We start from the raw sequence: 14,499 nt of genomic DNA, 5'->3' as shown, positions 1-14,499 counted from the left end.
TGTTCACTGGCCGCCAGCTCGGCCCCTCAGCCCGGCCCCTCAGCCCGGCGGCCGGGACCTGGCCCTCTTAAGGGCGCGGTGCAGCTTGTTGTTGGCCGCCTCAAGTTCCAGCACCTTGGCCACGCCCGCGAGGTTGAGGCCCTGTTCCAGGAGCTCGCCGATCCGCAGCAGGACAGCGATGTCGTCATCACTGTACTGGCGGGTGCCGCCGGACGTCCGCGACGGCGTCAGCAGGCCCTTGGTCTCGTAGAGCCGGATGTTCTGCTGGCCTGTTCCAGCCAGCTTCGCCGCCACGGAGATGGCGTACAGCGCGCGGTTGCTCCTGGGGCCGGTTTCCCGTCCCGCGTCCTGTTCCGCCATCAGTTCTCCAGTATCCGTCCGGGGTCTTGCTTCAGTTTCCCACGGGTGCTATAAAAAATCTATATCCACCACCATAGATTAAACACGGTGGATATTGGCACAGGTGAACACCTACTGAAGCTGAAGGAGTGGGAAATGATGTTGATGCGCACGGACCCGTTCCGTGAGCTGGACCGGCTCACGCAGCAGGTCTTTGGAACCGCCGCCCGGCCGGCTGCCATGCCCATGGACGCCTGGCAGGAAAATGGCGAGTTTGTGGTGGCCTTCGACCTGCCCGGCGTGAAGATGGATTCCCTGGACCTGAACGTTGAACGCAACGTCCTCACCGTCAGGGCGGAGCGCAAGGACCCCACCCAGCCCAACGTGGAACTGGTGGCCTCCGAACGTCCCCGCGGCGTCTTCAGCCGGCAGCTGATCCTTGGTGACACGCTGGACACTGACAACATCAAGGCCAGCTACGACCAGGGCGTCCTGACCCTGCGGATACCGGTGGCTGAAAAGGCGAAGCCGCGCAGGATCGAGATCCAGACCCAGGAGAGCGAGAAGCACCAGATCGGAACCTAGCCACAGCCGGCCGGCGCGGGGAACCACTTCACGGTTGCCCGCGCCCGGCATTCTTTTCTGGGCGGCGTCCGCGCCCGGATGCGGACGCCGGCGGAGCGGAAAAGGCCACCATGACATCAAGCCCCGACTACTACGACACCCTGCGGGTCCAGCCGCACGCCACTCAACAGGAAATTTCGCGCGCCTACCGGGCCCTGATGCGCAGCCACCACCCGGATGTCGACGGCGGTACCTCCCCGGAAGGTGAGCTTCTGATGATCATGCAGGCCTACAACGTCCTCCGGGATCCTGGGCGGCGCGCCGCCTATGACAAGCAACGGGCCGCAGCTGCCGGACAGCCCGTTCCCGTCCGGAAGGTCCGCAGCCCCGGCGGTTCCCCGGACCCCATCATGAGGATCACGCCGGTGCGGTGGGAAAGCGGGCCCTGGGCCTGACAGCGGTCCCGGCACTGGTCCTGGCACCGGTCCTGGCACTGCGTCCCGCGGGGAACGGAACGGGAAATGGAACACAACAACAACACCGCGAGGAGGCGGAGAACCGGATGAGCGACTGGCGCCGATACGATTCACACCTGATTCCGGCATTCCACGAGCGCTTTGAACAGCGCTGGGGTGCCGGAACTGCTCCCTTCCTGGACCCTGAAGCGCATGAGCAGCCGCTGCCCCGTGCGCAATGGATCAACCCCGCCACGGGCGCAGCCCTTGCCGTTGTGCCGGTATGGACTACGGATGAGAAGCAGCAGCGGTCCTTTGGCGTGTTCTACCTTCCGCCCGGAGGCGACATCTGGGTGCTGCGGCCCGGCTATACGGGCTACCTGGAACCTGCTGAGGGGGAAACCGAGCACCTGGCGACGCTCCGGAACGACGCCTTCCGGAAAGCGGTAGCCCACGCCAAGGAGTTCCTGTTCGGCTCCCAGTAACTTCAGAGGCGGACCGGCAGTCCAGGGTTACTGCTGGCCGTGGCTTTGCGCCGGCAACGTTCCGGCAGCGCTTCCGAGCAGGCTGCGGGTCAGGGACTCGGCGTCCGCCATTAGCTCGTCCACTGCGGCATACAGGTGGGCGTCAGCCACGGCCTCATCCGCTGCGGCAGCGGTCAACACCGCGCGCCGGACCAGCTCACGTGCGAAGGACGCCGTGGTGCCGGCGGTCCGTTCCGCGGCAGACTGCAGGGCCTGCGGACTGAAGGCAGCATGCCTGCTGTAAAGCCGGAGAAGGCCAGTGCGTTCGGCGACTGCGGGGAGGGGAATTTCCACGGCCAGGTCCACGCGGCCGGGACGCTGGGCCAGTGCCCGTTCAAGTAGGTCCGGCCGGTTTGTGGTGAGCACAAAGGCGACGTCCGCGTCCTCGTCCAGGCCGTCCATGGCATCCAGTACCTCGAACAGCAGCGGCTGGGGGCCGTGGCCGAAGCTGCGGTCCTCCGCAATGAGGTCGCAGTCCTCCAGGACGACCATGGAGGGCTGCAGTGCCCTGGCTATCCGGGCCGCCTCGGAAATACGGGCGAGGGAACCGCCGGAGAGCAGGATCGCCGTGGTGCCCCCGCCCTGGCCCAAGAGGTAACGGACGGTGTGGGTTTTACCCGTTCCAGGCGGCCCGTAGAGCAGGACGCCGCGCTTGAGGTGCTGTCCATGCTCCCTGAGTGACTGCCGGTGGCTGGCAATACCGACCACATGGCCGGCCACCTTCTGCAGCAGCCCGGACGGAAGGACCACCTCCTGTTCCTTGAGCCGGGGCCTATGGTGAAAGGTCACCCCGCCGCTGCTGGGTCCGTACTCTCCCATGGTCAATGAAATGACCTGGCCCTGGAGGACGCTCTGGCTGTCCATCCGCCGGCGGTACTCCGCCAGGAACGCGGCGCCGCTTTCTGCGGTTCCAGCCACCAGCTCAAGTGCCGCGGACTGCCTCCCGGCGCGCGGATCCGCGGCCCGCTGCAGAACCGCAAGGCTACCGCCGTCGTACGAAAAAAGCCGCAACCCAAATGCCACGGCCTGGCGCTGCGTGTCAGGGCCAACTGCCATGTTCACGAAGTCCGGCTGGGCGAGCGGAAACTGGGGGAAAAGCTGTGACTGCTGCACCATGTCGCTGAGGGATGCATGGTGGCGCTGGCCTCCGCCGCCGATGCCCACGAGCCTGCCCTGGGGATCCGTGGCTGCGAGTTCAGCCAGGACGATGTCCGCATCCACAAACCGGTGGGGCGGAATCTGTTCTTCCACCACGGCGAGTTTTTCGGCCGGCAGCCCCAGATGCTCCGTCAGCGCCTCAAGCAGTTGCGTACCCGCCGTTGCCTTGTGGTTGCCAGCCTGTGCCAGCTGCACAAGTGCAGCGAAATCGTCGATGAACTTCCCCAGTTTTTCATCCATCCACAGACCCTAGCAGGACCCACCGGCATGCCATCCGGCCTGCCGGGCTGCCGGGAGACCAGCCGGGAACCGCCGTGCTCGTCAGGCGCCCACAGCTGTGCGATCCTGTTACGTACTTACAAACGCTCCGTTACAAAAGGCCCGCAGATGCACATCACCGCCAAAGAACTCGCTGCCCTTATCCCGTCCGGATTTACGCTGGGCGTGGCCACGGCAGCCTTCCAAATTGAGGGCGCGCTTGATGAGGACGGGCGGGGCCCCGCGGGCTGGGATGTCTTCGCGGCCAAGGATGGCGCCATCGTGGAAAACCACAGCCCCGTCGTCGCCACGGACCACTACCACCGCATGCCCCAGGACGTTGCGCTCATGAAGCAGCTCGGCGTGGACTCCTACCGGTTCTCCTTCGCGTGGCCGCGCATCCAGCCGACCGGGCGCGGGCCGGCCAACCGCGCCGGCCTGGCCTTCTACGACAGGCTCCTGGACGAACTGCTGGCCAACGGCATTTCCCCCATGGCCACCATCTACCACTGGGACACCCCCCTGACGCTGGACGACGCCGGCGGCTGGATGAACCGGGACACCGCCTACCGCCTGGGCGAATACGCTGCCATCCTGGCGGAGGAATTCGGCGACAGGGTGGCGCGCTGGGTGACCATCAACGAACCTGCCACGGTCAGCACCAACGGCTACACGCTCGGCCTGCACTCACCTGGCAAGGAACTGATGATGGGGGCGTTCCCGACTGTGCACCACCAGCTGCTGGGGCACGGCCTCGCCGTCGAGGCCCTGCGCGCCGCCAAGGTGCCTGGGGAGATCGGCATGACCAACGTCTACTCACCCATGGTGCCCAATTCCATCAACCCGCTGGACAGGATCAGCGCCGGGCTGATGGACCTGGCCCAGAACAGGCTGTACGCAGACCCGGTGCTGACCGGAAAATACCCGGACCTGATCCGGGCGGCCAAGTTCTTCAGCTCCTTCGAACACCCGGACGAGGACATGGAACTTATTTCCCAGCCGCTGGACTTCTACGGGCTCAACTACTACATGCCCACCAAAGTGGCGGTAGGGCCGGGCGGGGGAGCAGTGCCCGCCAGCATGGCCGAAGCCATGGGCAGCGACCTGAGCGCGGCCGGCAACGGCGGAACACCGTTCCACGTGGAAACCTGGCCCGAGGCGGACATTACTTCCTACGGCTGGCCGGTGAAGCCCGAGTACATGGCCGTGGCCCTGAAGGAGATGGGCGAACGCTACCCCAACCTTCCGCCGGTCATCCTCACCGAGGGCGGTGCCAGCTTCGAGGACATCATCGTCCGGGACAAGTCCACCAATACCAAGTTCATTCCGGATGAGCGGCGGCTCAAGTACCTCTCGGACCATCTGGAGGCCGCCCTGAAGGCTACTGCCCCGGGCGGGGAGGCTGCATCGGTTGACCTTCGGGGCTACTACGTGTGGTCGCTCCTGGACAACTTCGAATGGTCCGCCGGGTACAACCAGCCCTTTGGCCTCCTGCACGTGGACTTCGAAACACTGGAACGGACGCCAAAAGCTTCCTACTTCTGGCTCCAGGAACTCATCGAGGAGCGTGACCTGGCCGCCGCGGCAGGCTCTGCGATCGCAGAGGCCATGGTGGGTGGCGCCATGGACGTCGAGGTCCTTGGCGCAGGAGCGTTGGGCAGTGAGATGCCCGACGACGACGTTCCCGCCGTGGGTGCCAGCGCCTAGAGCAGGTCCAGGGCCGTGAGCTGTTTGGCGATGCCGGCGCCGTCCGGGGAGTAGATCCACGGAACCTGGGACGCGGTATGGTCCCCGTCCTCGGAGTGGCCGCCGGCGAATACCGATTCGCTGACGGACAGTTGGCGGATGGCGATCGCTGCTACCTTGTCCGGGTGCTCCTGCGAGAAGCCGGAGTAGATGGCTTCGTCATGCTGGCCGTTGTCGCCGATCAGGAGCCACTGCATGTCCGGGAATTCCTTGGCGAGGCGCTTCAGGTTCCGGTGCTTGTGGTCCTGGCCGCTGCGGAACCACCGGTCCTGCGTAAGGCCCCAATCCGTCAGCAGCAGCGCCCCGGACGGATACATGTTGCGGGTCAGGAAGCGTGCCAGCGTGGGTGCGGCGTTCCACGGGCCGGTGGAAAGGTAGATCACCGGTGCGTCCGGATGTTCCACCGTGAGCCGGTCCAGCAGGACAGCCATACCGGGCGTTGCCATACGGGCCCGCTCGCTCAGCACGAAGGTGTTCCACAGTGCCAGGAACGGCCGGGGCAGGGCCGTCACCATGACGGTGTCATCAATATCGGACACAATCCCGAACTTCACGTCCGGTGCGATGACCCTGATCCTGGCCTCGACGGGCTCGGTGCCCTCGGCGCGCAGGACCGCGGTGTGCCAGCCGGGCTCCAGTTGGACGCTGACTTCCGTGTCGATCAGCCCGCCCCTGTCCGCCCGGACGTGGGTGACAACATCGCCGATGGTGATTTCGACGTCGGTGAACTGCAGGGGAACGCTCGTGAAGGCCCGCCATCCACGCACATTCTGGTTGCCGTTCTGCGCAGCGTGCTCTGCCTTGCTCCCCGGCATGGGCTTCTGCGTCAGCAGGACCCGTCCCAGGACGCGCACCAGGCTGGTTGATCCATAGCCCTGGTAGGCAATGGTCTGCGGCACGAACTTCCAGCGTTTGGCCAGCTGGATGCGCACACCGTTGACGCCGTCGGAAATCCGGTGGGCAAGCTTGAACACCGTGTTGCCGGAGAGCTGTGACTTCCCGTCCGGGTCAGGTGCTGTAGCTGCGTTCTGTGGCGGGGTCTGGGGGGCCGTGTCCATGGAACCACTCTGCCACAGGCTGAACCACGCGTAGCTACCCTGGACCTTGCCGTTCTTCCGTGACGTCACCCTTCCCCAAGGATCCAGCGCAGGGTCTCAGCGTTGCGCACGGCGTGGCCGCCGCCGTCGTTATTGAAATAGGCATAGACGTCCAGGCCGCTGCCGGACCACTCCCGGATCCGGTCTGCCCACCAGTGCAGGTCGGCGTCCGAGTAGGAGCCGGCGTAGAGGTGCTGGTGGTCGGGCCCGTGCAGCCGCACGTACGTGAACGGGGCAGTCGTGCGCAGGATGCAGGGGAGGTTGGCGCCGCTCATGATGCAGTAGGCGGCCTGGTGCCGCTCCAGCACTGCGTAGACGTCGCCGCAATCCCAGCTGGGGTGCCGGAACTCCACAGCCACCCGGATCCATTCCGGGATTCTGGCCAGGAAGTAGTCCAGCCGGGCGTCGTCGCGTTCCATGCCGGGCGGCAGCTGGACCAGCAGGACCGCCCGCTTGTCGCCGAGCTCGTGCCAGCACCGTTCAATGCGCTCCACCCACACCTCCGGCTGGTACAGCTTCCGGGCGTGGGTCAGGCCGCGCGGAGCCTTGACCGACATGCCGAAGCCATGAGGCAAGCGCCGGTTCCAGCCCGCAAACGTGGTGTCCCGGGGCCATCGGTAGAAGCTGGCGTTGAGCTCGACGGTGCCGAACCGGGCAACGTACTGATGGAGCCGGTCCTTCGCGGGGAGCCCGGGCGTATAGAGGACGTTCTCCCAATGGTCGTAGCTCCAGCCGGAGGTGCCGATGTGGACTGCCATGACTGCAGGCTACATCGAATCGTGCCCATCACCGCGGGGCGGACTGTGGCAGGGTAAGGACATGGCGCGCATTGAGGATTATGCAGTTGTTGGCGACCTTCAAACGGGGGCCTTGATCAGCAAGGAAGGCTCCATCGATTGGCTGTGCCTGCCACGGTTCGATTCCCCGGCATGCTTCAACGCCTTGCTGGACACCCCTGACGCAGGGCGCTGGCTGCTGGCACCCGAGGGCGGCGGGCAGTGCACTCGCCGGGGCTACCGCGACGGCACCCTGGTGCTGGAGACGGAGTGGGAAACACCCGAAGGAACCGTGCGCGTCATCGATTTCATGCCGCCCCGCGACTCCGTGGCGGACATCGTCCGTATTGTTGTTGGCGTCAGCGGGAGCGTGCGGATGCACAGCGAGCTGGTGCTCCGCTTTGACTACGGCCACATTATTCCCTGGGTCCGCAAGGACAACCTGGGCATGCACGCCATCGCCGGCCCGGACGCCGTCTACCTGGTGACACCGGCGCCCCTCCACGGCGAGAACATGCACACCATCAGTGACTTCACCGTCAGCGCCGGGGAGCGCGTCCCGTTCGTCCTCACGTGGGCGCCAAGCCACGTGGGCCGGCCGCACAGCGTGGACGCTGAAGAAGTCCTTGGCACCACATCGGCCTTCTGGCGCGGCTGGGCATCCCAATGCACCGTCAAAGGGAAGTACCAGGACGCCGTGGTTCGCTCCCTGGTGACCCTGAAAGCGCTGACGTACGCCCCCACCGGCGGCATCGTGGCGGCCGTGACCACGTCCCTGCCCGAGCAACTGGGCGGTCCGCGCAACTGGGACTACCGGTACTGCTGGCTGCGGGACGCCACCATGACGCTGCAGGCCCTCATGGCAGCCGGCTACACGGCCGAAGCGGCGGCCTGGCGGGACTGGCTCCTCCGCGCGGTGGCCGGCGACCCCGCCGACCTGCAGATCATGTACGGCATCCACGGCGAGCGCCGCCTGCCGGAGATGGAGCTGCCGTGGCTGAAGGGCTATGAAAATTCGTCCCCGGTGCGCATCGGCAACGGGGCAGCCGAGCAGCTGCAGCTCGACGTGTGGGGCGAGGTGCTGGACTGCCTCGCCCTGACCCGGAATTCGCTGCTGACGCATCCGGATGAATCATGGGACGTCCAGCTTTCCCTGATGGAGCACCTTGAGAAAATCTGGGACCAGCCGGACAACGGGCTGTGGGAGATGCGCGGGCCCCGCCGCCATTTCACGCACTCCAAAGTGATGGCCTGGGTAGCTGCGGACCGGATGGTCAAGGGCGTCCGCGAGTCCGGGCTGCCGGGGCCGGTGGACCGCTGGGAGCGGCTGCGGGACACCATCCACCGGGACGTTATGGCCAACGGGTTTGACGCCGACCGCAACACGTTTGTCCAGGCCTATGGCCGGCCGGAACTCGATGCCAGCCTCCTCCTGATCCCGCGCGTCGGCTTCCTGCCCCCGGACGATCCACGGGTCATCGGCACCATCGATGCCATCCAGCGCGAACTTACCGAGGACGGGTTCGTGCTGCGTTACCGCCCCGAAGAGAGCGACGACGGCCTGCCGGGGGATGAGGGCGTCTTCCTTGCCTGCTCCTTCTGGCTGGTGGAGGCGCTCCTGGGGGCGGGCCGGCACGAGGAATCCCGGGAGCTCTTCGAACGGCTGCTGGAACTGCGGAACGACGTGGGGCTGCTGAGTGAGGAATGGGCCGTGAAGGCGGGCCGGCAGCTGGGCAACACACCGCAGGCCTTCAGCCACTTTGCGCTTGTGACTAGCGCCCTGGAGCTGCATCAGGATACGGTTCGGCGAAGTGACACCCCCATTCCGCCGGAGACGGCGGGACCGTGCTGAGGCGGCGCGGCCAGGGGTGGCTTCTCCTTCGCAGAACAGATAAGTATACTTACTAACACCTCAGTGCTCCTGACAAAGCACAACGCGGTGACTGATGGAGGAGTGATACGAATGGCCGGGTATTTTGAGCTTGTGGATGCGCCTGACGGCGGTTACAGGGTGCGGATGCTGGATGGAGCCGGGAGCCTCATGGCCATCTCGGTCACCTTTCCCACAAAAAGGGCCGCTGTTGCCGGCGTGGCGATGGCGCGGGAAATTGCAGGGACAGGGCTGATCCGGGACAAGAGCCACGACGGCGCAGGAACGGTCCTTCGGGAACGCGTCCGCCCCGTAAGTTCTGCCAAGGAAGAGGCGGCCCGCCAGAAGAAGGCGCCGGCTGCAAAGCGGGCAGCGGTCAGCTGATGGCACCCCTCAGCCCTGTACCCCCTGGCGGACGACGCCGGGGGGTTCTTTTTGACGTTGACGGCACCCTGATCGACTCGTCCTATATCCATACGGTCGCCTGGTGGGGAGCCTTCCGGCAGCAGGGCTACGACATCCCGATGGCCACCATCCACCACCATGTGGGCATGGGCGGGGACCGCCTGGTGGACAGCCTTCTGCCCGAAGGGCGCGACCGGTCCCTCGATCCGGAGATCCTGGCCAGCCACGGGGCGCTGTACGCGTCCCACTGGCCGTCCCTCCGGGCCTTTGACGGGGCCAAGGACCTGCTGGGCCAGTGCCATAGCGGAGGTCTGGCTGTGGCGCTGGCCTCCTCGGCGCGCAGGAAAGACCTGGATGTGATGAAGTCCATCCTGGATGCCGACGCCTTCATCGACGGCGCAACCAGCGCCAATGACGCAAAAAACAGCAAGCCCGCCCCGGACATCCTTGTGGCCGCACTGGAGGCAATTGACGTTCAGGCTGCAGAAGCCGTCTATATCGGGGACGCCGTGTGGGACATGATGGCCGCGGCAGCCCTGGGAATCCCGGCGATCGCCGTGACATGCGGGGGAATCAATGCCGCTGAACTCCGGGATGCAGGCGCAGTGGAGGTTTACGAAGGGCCGCGGGACCTCCTGCGGAACCTGACCTCAAGCGCCCTTGGCCCGCTGTTCACCAGGACAGAAGGACCGTACTGAGGCGCCCGGCTCAGACCGCTTGCCCGCCGGTGACGGCGTCCTCGTCGCCCGCGTTCGCAGGCTTGTTCCACACCACGGCCACCTTGACGGACCCGTCGTCGTTCCGCTCAATGTCCGTGCTCACTTCCGCCATGTTGGCGCCCATCTCCATGATCCGGGCGTGGTACGTGCCAACGAGCGCCTCCAGGCTCTCCTCCGTCCACTCGCCGGGCCGCATGCGGGTGGAGATCTCGACCGGTTCCGGCTGGTAGAGCGTCATGGCGTTCCTCTTTCACGCGTTTCCTGGGATCTGGCCCTTCCTACGCTAGAAGCCCAGGGCCACAAGGACAAGAGTTTAGTCAGCTTGCTTACTTTTTTCTGCCGGAGCCGATACCGTCGAGTGATGGGCTCTGGCCCGGACTAAAGGCAACACCACCGGAAGGCGAATCGTGAAAGCTCTGACCTGGCAAGGAAAACGCTCGGTAAGCGTGGAAGAAGTACCTGATCCCGTAATCCAGGAACCCACCGACGCCATTGTCCGCATCACCTCGACGGCCATCTGCGGCTCTGACCTGCACCTGTACGAGGTCCTGGGGCCGTACATGCATAAAGGCGACGTGATCGGCCACGAACCGATGGGCATCGTGGAAGAGGTGGGTAGCGCCGTCACCAACCTGCGCAAGGGCGACCGCGTGGTGATACCTTTCAACATCTCCTGTGGCAACTGTTATATGTGCAGCCAGGGACTGCAGTCGCAGTGCGAAACCACCCAGGTCAAGAGCAAGGGTTCAGGCGCAGCCCTCTTCGGTTATTCCGAGCTTTACGGGTCCGTTCCCGGCGGCCAGGCCGAGTACCTGCGCGTGCCGCACGCCGATTACGGCCCGGTGAAAGTGGGAACAGAGCTCCCGGACGAGCGGTACCTGTTCCTCTCGGACATCCTCCCCACAGCCTGGCAGGCAGTGGAATACGCGGACACCCCGGCCGGCGGCACCCTTGCCGTGTTCGGGCTGGGCCCGGTAGGCCAGTTTGCCAGCCGGATCGGTGTGCAGCGGGGGCTCCGCGTCATTGGCGTGGACCCGGTCCCCGAACGCCGCGCGATGGCGGAGCGGCACGGCGTGGAAACCCTCGATTACGGCAAGGGCGTGGCGGACCAGTTGCGGGAGATGACAGCCGGAAGGGGCCCGGACGCGGTGGTGGACGCCGTCGGAATGGAGGCCCACGGTTCCCCTGTAGCGGGCTTCGCCCACCAGGCCCTCGGGCTCCTGCCTGACAAGCTTGCGCAGAAGGCGATGGAGACCGCCGGGGTGGACCGCCTCGCCGCGCTCCACACGTCCATCGACGCCGTCCGGCGCGGCGGCACGCTTTCCCTGAGCGGCGTCTACGGCGGCCAGGCCAGCCCAATGCCCCTGCTGACCATGTTTGACAAGCAGATCCAGGTCAGGATGGGGCAGTGCAACGTGCGCCGCTGGACTGACGACCTCCTGCCCCTGGTAGAGGACGACGCCGATCCGCTCGGTGTAATGGACCTGGTCACCCACCGCTCGGGGCTGGAAGGCGCGCCCGCCCTGTACGAAAAGTTCCAGAAGAAAGAGGACGGCTGCATCAAGGTGGTCCTCAACCCGGGAGCCTGACCCTCCAGCAGAAAGCCTGCAGGAAGCCCTCAGCACAGGCTGTTGAGGGCTTCCTGTGCCACGTCCTGCATCTCATGGATCAGGGGGTTGGCCTCAAGGGTGGGCGGTGCCGGAGGGTAGGCGAGGGAGATCGCCAGCTGGCTCCTGCCGTCCTCGCTGGTCATGGCGATCATTCCATAGCCGTCGGTATCACCGGGCAGGCCGTAGTAAAAGCGGTTGTTGCAGGTGTTGTTCCAGCGCCGCAGGGCAAAGCCGTAGTACTGCGAGTAGCCGCCCTTCATGGCCGTCACGCTGTCCGGGGGCAGCAGCCTGCCCTGCAGCAGTGCGGCGTAGAACGTGTTCACTTCCTCCACCGTGGACACAGCCCCGGTGGAGGGCGACTCCGCCTGCCAGGCCGGCATGCTGGCATCCGTGCGCCTGCCTTCCAGCGTGACGTATCCGTGGACCATGCCGTTGGGCGGGGGACCGCCCAGCCGGGTGGACTCCAGGCGCAGGGGGCGGGCGATGTCCTCAGCCAGGACCTCGTCGATCCCCTGGCCGCGGAGCCGCTCAACGATAAGGGCAAGCGCCGCGTAGTTCGAACGGGAATAGTCGAAGATCCGTGCCAGCCGGCCGTCCCACGGCTCGGTGGCCGCAAGTGCCAACTGCTGTTCGAGGCTGAGCGGCCGGTTCATCGTTTCTGCCCAGCTTCCGGACCCCAGCAGGGGGACCGAAAAGTCGGGGATCCCTGATTCGTGGGTCAGGAGCTGCCGGACGCTCACGGGACCGGGTGGATGGAGGACGCTGCCGAACTCGGGCAGGTAGCGGCTCGCCTGGCTGTCCAGGTCCAGGCGGCCCTCTGCTGCAAGTTTCATCACTGAGACTGCGATGAGGGATTCGGTGATGCCGCCCACGCGGACGGGGTCGGACACCGTGGCGGGCTCGGCCGAGTCCAAGCTCCGCACCCCGGCGGCATGGGTCCAGGTGCGGGTTCCGGTCCTGACGGCGATCAGGACGGCAGGGGCGCCCTCGGCCAGCATCCGGGCGCTGAAAGCTTCCAGCAGCGCAAAGGCTGCGGGCGGCTCTGGTTCCGGTGGATCGGGTTCGCCGATGCAGCCGGCAGAGGATCCCGCCAGCAGGACCACGCACAGGGCTGCCGCAGTGCGCTTCCACCCGCGGAGCCGGATTGTGCCCATGACACCAATTTTCCCCCAACCAGGTCGCGCTAAGTGTCGTTTTGGAGCTCCAAAACGACACTTGGCGCTACCCAGTTGGGTGGAGGGGGAAGCGGGTCAGGTGAGGCGCACCTGCCGGTTCATGTCCTTGTACAGCAGGTAGCGGAACTCGCCCGGGCCACCGGCGTAGCAGGCCTGCGGGCAGAAGGCGCGCAGCCACATGAAGTCGCCGGCCTCCACCTCCACCCAGTCGTTGTTCAGCAGGTACATGGCCTTGCCTTCCAGGACGTACAGGCCGTGCTCCATGACGTGGGTTTCGGGGAACGGGATGACGCCGCCGGGCTGGAACGTCACGATGTTCACCTGCATGTCGTGGGCCAGGTCGCTGGAGTCCGTGAAGCGGGTGGTCTTCCAGGCGCCGTCGGTGTCCGGCATCGCCGTCGGCTCCACGTCCTTTTCGTTGGTGACGAAGGACTTGGCCTCGTAGCCCTCAAGGCGCTCGTAGGCCTTGCGGATCCAGTGGAAGGACACGACGTCGTTGGAGACGTTCTCCAGGCCCCACTCCGAACCGGCAGCCAGATAGGCGTAGCCGCCTTCCTCCAGCTGGTGCAGTTCACCGTCCAGGGTGAGGTTCACCTTCCCGCGGGTCACGAAGATGACGCCTTCCACACCGGCCTCGAATTCGGCCTTGGGGGCGCCGCCGCCCGGGCCGATCTCCACGATGAGCTGCGAGAACGTTGTGGCAAAGCCGGAGATGGGACGGGCGATGATCCAGGACCGGGTGTTCGAGAAACCGGGCAGGTTGGAGGTGACGATGTCCGTCATGACGCCCTTCGGGATCACCGTGTACGCCTCGGTGACGATGGCGCGCTCGGTGGTCAGATGGGTCTGCGGCGGCAGTCCGCCGGTGGGGGAATAGTACTTGCCCATGAAAAGGGATCCTTACCTAGGAGTTGGACGTGGTGGCGAGCCGCGGGTGCGCCAGTGCAGTGAGCTGCGGAATTCCGACGCCGGCAAGCGCCTGGACTTCATCGGCTCCGACGGCGCCGCACTGGACGCCGCGGAGGACGAATGCGGCCAGGGCGCGGGCCGTGGCGGGTTCATCCATGACGCCACCCTCGGTCCGCTCCACATAGTTGCGCAGGCGGGCCGCGGCGGCAGGAAGACCCTGCCGGTAGAAGGCATAGGTGGCGGCGAACCGGCTGGGCAGCTGGGCCGGGTGCAGGTCCCAGCCCTGGTAAAAGCCGCGCTCCAGCGAACGGCGAACCAGCCGGCCGTGCAGCTGCCACGCATTCTCCACGTTGTCGCCCACGGGAATGATGTTGGTGGACCCGTCAGAGAGCCGGATACCAGTGCCGGCGACGGCCAGCTGCATGACTTCCTTGGCGAAATCGGCCACCGGGTGCTCCATGGACTGGTACTCGGCAGAGATCTGCAGGGAGGCGGAATAGTCGTAGGTTCCGTAGTGCAGGCCGCTGATCCGGCCGGGGACGGCGTGCGGCAGCTGCGCCACCGGAGAGGTGCCGTCCGGACCCAGGATGAGCTGCGGGGTTTCCACCTGGACCTCGAAGCGGAGCCGGCCGGCGGGGAGCGAGTGGACCTCTTCCAGCCGGGACACGGCATAATCCATGGCCTGGACCTGGGCCACGGTGGTGACCTTGGGCAGGGTCAGGACCAGGCCCTCGGGAAGTTCGCCGGCCGCTGCGAGCCCGGAGACAAAGAGGTCCAGCGTCCGGAGCCCCCGGGCCCTCGTGGGCGCCTCGAAGCACTTGAACCGGATGCCGATGAACGGGGGAGCGGACCCGGCCGCGACGGAGGCTGTCACCGCTGACGCCACGACAACCG

General features: G+C 66.1%; 16 protein-coding genes. 8 read left to right on the top strand and 8 right to left on the bottom strand.

Going from position 1 to position 14,499, the window contains the following annotated elements; translation table 11 throughout:
* Positions 1–39: 39 nt before the first annotated feature.
* Positions 40–360 carry a MerR family transcriptional regulator gene (locus ACKAE7_RS12695; protein ID WP_190614242.1) on the bottom strand — a complete coding sequence of 107 codons (321 nt, stop codon included), beginning with the start codon at positions 358–360 and terminating at the stop codon, positions 40–42.
* Positions 361–498: 138 nt separating this feature from the next.
* On the opposite strand from ACKAE7_RS12695, the gene ACKAE7_RS12690 reads away from it, so the two are divergent.
* The 3 genes from ACKAE7_RS12690 to ACKAE7_RS12680 all read left to right on the top strand — a co-directional run bounded on the left by ACKAE7_RS12690 (position 499) and on the right by ACKAE7_RS12680 (position 1,843).
* Entirely contained in the window at positions 499–924 is a 426-nt protein-coding gene (locus ACKAE7_RS12690) for an HSP20 family small heat-shock protein (RefSeq protein WP_190614276.1), read from the top strand.
* Between the two features lie 110 nt (positions 925–1,034).
* Entirely contained in the window at positions 1,035–1,358 is a 324-nt protein-coding gene (locus ACKAE7_RS12685; protein WP_408979375.1) for a J domain-containing protein, read from the top strand.
* Between the two features lie 107 nt (positions 1,359–1,465).
* Complete coding sequence (locus ACKAE7_RS12680) at positions 1,466–1,843, top strand: hypothetical protein (protein ID WP_188813056.1); 378 nt, start codon at positions 1,466–1,468, stop codon at positions 1,841–1,843.
* Positions 1,844–1,870: 27 nt separating this feature from the next.
* Here ACKAE7_RS12680 and ACKAE7_RS12675 read toward each other — a convergent pair whose 3' ends face one another.
* On the bottom strand, positions 1,871–3,280 hold the full coding sequence (locus ACKAE7_RS12675; protein ID WP_408979374.1) for an AAA family ATPase: 1,410 nt from the start codon (positions 3,278–3,280) through the stop codon (positions 1,871–1,873).
* 147 nt (positions 3,281–3,427) lie between these two features.
* Here ACKAE7_RS12675 and ACKAE7_RS12670 point away from each other — a divergent pair, with 147 nt between their 5' ends.
* Positions 3,428–5,005, top strand: a complete 1,578-nt coding sequence (locus tag ACKAE7_RS12670) for a glycoside hydrolase family 1 protein (protein ID WP_408979373.1) — start codon at positions 3,428–3,430, stop codon at positions 5,003–5,005.
* On the opposite strand, the gene ACKAE7_RS12665 is transcribed toward ACKAE7_RS12670, so the two are convergent.
* Together ACKAE7_RS12665 and ACKAE7_RS12660 are read right to left on the bottom strand one after the other, a co-directional pair.
* Positions 5,002–6,102: an App1 family protein gene (locus ACKAE7_RS12665; RefSeq protein ID WP_188813007.1), complete on the bottom strand. Its 1,101-nt coding sequence runs from the start codon at positions 6,100–6,102 to the stop codon at positions 5,002–5,004. The two genes, ACKAE7_RS12670 and ACKAE7_RS12665, sit on opposite strands and share 4 nt — an antisense overlap.
* A 65-nt stretch (positions 6,103–6,167) precedes the next feature.
* Positions 6,168–6,899 (bottom strand): DUF72 domain-containing protein, encoded by a 732-nt coding sequence (locus ACKAE7_RS12660; RefSeq protein WP_408979372.1) that lies wholly within the window; start codon positions 6,897–6,899, stop codon positions 6,168–6,170.
* Between the two features lie 61 nt (positions 6,900–6,960).
* Here ACKAE7_RS12660 and ACKAE7_RS12655 point away from each other — a divergent pair, with 61 nt between their 5' ends.
* The 3 genes from ACKAE7_RS12655 (at position 6,961) to ACKAE7_RS12645 (ending at position 9,890) form a co-directional block, all read left to right on the top strand.
* Complete coding sequence (locus tag ACKAE7_RS12655) at positions 6,961–8,769, top strand: glycoside hydrolase family 15 protein (RefSeq protein WP_190614279.1); 1,809 nt, start codon at positions 6,961–6,963, stop codon at positions 8,767–8,769.
* A 111-nt stretch (positions 8,770–8,880) separates the two neighbouring features.
* Complete coding sequence (locus ACKAE7_RS12650) at positions 8,881–9,171, top strand: hypothetical protein (RefSeq protein ID WP_104189536.1); 291 nt, start codon at positions 8,881–8,883, stop codon at positions 9,169–9,171.
* On the top strand, positions 9,171–9,890 hold the full coding sequence (locus ACKAE7_RS12645) for an HAD family hydrolase (RefSeq protein WP_408979371.1): 720 nt from the start codon (positions 9,171–9,173) through the stop codon (positions 9,888–9,890). Before ACKAE7_RS12650 ends, ACKAE7_RS12645 begins: the two co-directional genes overlap by 1 nt.
* A 10-nt stretch (positions 9,891–9,900) precedes the next feature.
* On the opposite strand, the gene ACKAE7_RS12640 is transcribed toward ACKAE7_RS12645, so the two are convergent.
* On the bottom strand, positions 9,901–10,149 hold the full coding sequence (locus ACKAE7_RS12640; RefSeq protein WP_190614255.1) for a hypothetical protein: 249 nt from the start codon (positions 10,147–10,149) through the stop codon (positions 9,901–9,903).
* A gap of 169 nt (positions 10,150–10,318) precedes the next feature.
* On the opposite strand from ACKAE7_RS12640, the gene ACKAE7_RS12635 reads away from it, so the two are divergent.
* Positions 10,319–11,500, top strand: a complete 1,182-nt coding sequence (locus ACKAE7_RS12635; protein ID WP_188813015.1) for a zinc-dependent alcohol dehydrogenase — start codon at positions 10,319–10,321, stop codon at positions 11,498–11,500.
* A gap of 29 nt (positions 11,501–11,529) precedes the next feature.
* Here the strand turns inward: ACKAE7_RS12635 and ACKAE7_RS12630 are convergent, their stop codons facing one another.
* The 3 genes from ACKAE7_RS12630 to ACKAE7_RS12620 form a co-directional block, all read right to left on the bottom strand.
* Positions 11,530–12,675 carry a serine hydrolase gene (locus tag ACKAE7_RS12630; RefSeq protein WP_191036418.1) on the bottom strand — a complete coding sequence of 382 codons (1,146 nt, stop codon included), beginning with the start codon at positions 12,673–12,675 and terminating at the stop codon, positions 11,530–11,532.
* A 96-nt stretch (positions 12,676–12,771) separates the two neighbouring features.
* A complete protein-coding gene (locus ACKAE7_RS12625) occupies positions 12,772–13,584 on the bottom strand; it encodes a bifunctional allantoicase/(S)-ureidoglycine aminohydrolase (RefSeq protein WP_408979370.1) in 813 nt (270 codons plus the stop codon).
* A 16-nt stretch (positions 13,585–13,600) separates the two neighbouring features.
* The coding region (locus ACKAE7_RS12620; RefSeq protein WP_408979369.1) for a DUF6986 family protein at positions 13,601–14,499 on the bottom strand (899 nt) is incomplete at its 5' end.

This window comes from Pseudarthrobacter sp. NKDBFgelt (genome assembly GCF_046097905.1).
Lineage (GTDB): Bacteria > Actinomycetota > Actinomycetes > Actinomycetales > Micrococcaceae > Arthrobacter > Arthrobacter polychromogenes.
Note: the sequence above shows the minus strand (reverse complement) of the source record. Positions and strands in the feature narration are given on the sequence as shown.

What these genes read in the sequence shown, in the direction of transcription:
- ACKAE7_RS12670 (WP_408979373.1), top strand. Translation starts at nt 3,428, where the DNA reads ATGCACATCACCGCCAAAGAACTCGCTGCCCTTATCCCGTCCGGATTT.
- ACKAE7_RS12625 (WP_408979370.1), bottom strand. Translation starts at nt 13,584, where the DNA reads ATGGGCAAGTACTATTCCCCCACCGGCGGACTGCCGCCGCAGACCCAT.
- ACKAE7_RS12680 (WP_188813056.1), top strand. Translation starts at nt 1,466, where the DNA reads ATGAGCGACTGGCGCCGATACGATTCACACCTGATTCCGGCATTCCAC.
- ACKAE7_RS12655 (WP_190614279.1), top strand. Translation starts at nt 6,961, where the DNA reads ATGGCGCGCATTGAGGATTATGCAGTTGTTGGCGACCTTCAAACGGGG.
- ACKAE7_RS12660 (WP_408979372.1), bottom strand. Translation starts at nt 6,899, where the DNA reads ATGGCAGTCCACATCGGCACCTCCGGCTGGAGCTACGACCATTGGGAG.
- ACKAE7_RS12650 (WP_104189536.1), top strand. Translation starts at nt 8,881, where the DNA reads ATGGCCGGGTATTTTGAGCTTGTGGATGCGCCTGACGGCGGTTACAGG.
- ACKAE7_RS12645 (WP_408979371.1), top strand. Translation starts at nt 9,171, where the DNA reads ATGGCACCCCTCAGCCCTGTACCCCCTGGCGGACGACGCCGGGGGGTT.
- ACKAE7_RS12685 (WP_408979375.1), top strand. Translation starts at nt 1,035, where the DNA reads ATGACATCAAGCCCCGACTACTACGACACCCTGCGGGTCCAGCCGCAC.
- ACKAE7_RS12675 (WP_408979374.1), bottom strand. Translation starts at nt 3,280, where the DNA reads ATGGATGAAAAACTGGGGAAGTTCATCGACGATTTCGCTGCACTTGTG.
- ACKAE7_RS12695 (WP_190614242.1), bottom strand. Translation starts at nt 360, where the DNA reads ATGGCGGAACAGGACGCGGGACGGGAAACCGGCCCCAGGAGCAACCGC.
- ACKAE7_RS12640 (WP_190614255.1), bottom strand. Translation starts at nt 10,149, where the DNA reads ATGACGCTCTACCAGCCGGAACCGGTCGAGATCTCCACCCGCATGCGG.
- ACKAE7_RS12630 (WP_191036418.1), bottom strand. Translation starts at nt 12,675, where the DNA reads ATGGGCACAATCCGGCTCCGCGGGTGGAAGCGCACTGCGGCAGCCCTG.
- ACKAE7_RS12665 (WP_188813007.1), bottom strand. Translation starts at nt 6,102, where the DNA reads ATGGACACGGCCCCCCAGACCCCGCCACAGAACGCAGCTACAGCACCT.
- ACKAE7_RS12690 (WP_190614276.1), top strand. Translation starts at nt 499, where the DNA reads ATGTTGATGCGCACGGACCCGTTCCGTGAGCTGGACCGGCTCACGCAG.